2 protein-coding genes are annotated in these 1,500 nt (G+C 47.9%); both read right to left on the minus strand.

Annotated features, from left to right (window positions below):
- Positions 1-634, minus strand: a 634-nt coding sequence (locus ACEW8S_RS07915) for an NAD-dependent epimerase/dehydratase family protein (protein ID WP_373517622.1), incomplete at its 3' end; no start/stop codon positions are given.
- 183 nt (positions 635-817) lie between these two features.
- Positions 818-1,500 (minus strand): zinc-binding dehydrogenase (locus tag ACEW8S_RS07920; protein ID WP_373517623.1); only part of this gene is annotated, 683 nt, incomplete at its 5' end.

Below are 1,500 nucleotides of genomic sequence, written 5' to 3' on the forward strand. Positions count from 1 at the left end.
CATTTCCGGATACGGCACCCATGGCCACCGCTTTCATGGCATTGGTCGGGGCCGAGGTCTTGCCCTTGTCACGTCCCTTGCCGTAGGTCGTGTTTATACGAAGACACAGGGTCGGTACGCCCGTATTATCGTAAAAGAAACGGGCCAGATGCTCACCGGCCAATTTCCAGATTCCGTAGTGGTTCGGGGGCGCTAAGGGTACATTTTCAGATATAAGTTCTTGGGAATACATGGCTCTTTTACCATAAACCGCCGCGGAACTTGCAAAGACGAAACGCTTAAGATTCGGCAATTTTTCCGCAACATCAAAAAGTGCCATCGTACCGCCGGTATTGATCTGCATACCGCCAATATGATCTCTGGAACAATCAGGACTCTGATACGCCCCCAGATGTATGATGTGGGTGGGATCGATTTTCGGCAACAGCTCCGTTATGGCGTAGTAGTTCGAGACATCCAACTTTACAAATTCCAATCGGGCGTCCAAACCTTCGCCCAGCCAAAGTTTTAGGGCATCCGTATTGCTAGAACGTGTGGCGATAACGATTTTTTCGACATCGGGAGATTGTAACAATTTATATATCGTGACCGATCCGATGCAACCCGTGCCGCCTGTGATAAAGATTTTGTACATTTTTGGATGTTAGATGGTTTGGTGTCTGAATTAGGATTTTTAGGATGAACTAAATTTTAAGATGGTTTTGCGCGATGTTGGATGCTCGGTGCTCGGTGTTAAATGACGCATCGTGCAAATGAACTTTTCAAAATAAACTATCTTCGGTTTAGCTAAAAATAGCTCCATATTCTTTAAAAATCTTCAGTTCATTTTAACCACTGCCTTTACATTGTTCGCTGAAATGGAATCTTCAAAGGCCTTGCTAATATCCTTAAAATCATAGGCGTCGATATAGGCTTCGGAGGGAAAAACGCCCGTTGCCATTAATTTTTGGGCGACCATATACTCCGTGCGACATGATCCCATGGAGCCGCGCATGTTCAGCGAGGTGCGGGTCAAATGTGTGGCGTTGATGGTTACTTCTTTTGGATAGGTGGCGATTACGCAGATATCACCTTCCGGTCGAACGACCGAAATAGCATCGGTCAGTACTTGGGGTACGCCAGAGCATTCTATCAAAAGGTCTACTTGGCCATTTTTTCCAAAGGGGATTCCTTTGGCATCGATAATTCCAGCTTTCAATTGCTGGGCGAGGTTGTTTTCGGGGGTTACCTCAACGGTTATAAATCCCTGTTCCTTCGCTTTTTTTAGACGGATATCGCGGTCATGGGCGATACCGGTCACCACTACCCTGGCCCCTGCGGCCTTAGCCAATTCGGCGGACATCAGGCCGATGATGCCACATCCGGTGACGACGACATCGTCGCCGGGCTTGATATGGCATTTGCTATACAAGGCGTTTACTACAACGGACAAAGGCTCCACCAATGCTCCCTGCTCGGGAGTCAGTCCATCCATGAGCGGTACGACCCTGTCGGATTCCA

Origin of the sequence: Pricia sp. (assembly GCF_041745955.1) — a bacterium.
Lineage (GTDB): Bacteria > Bacteroidota > Bacteroidia > Flavobacteriales > Flavobacteriaceae > Pricia.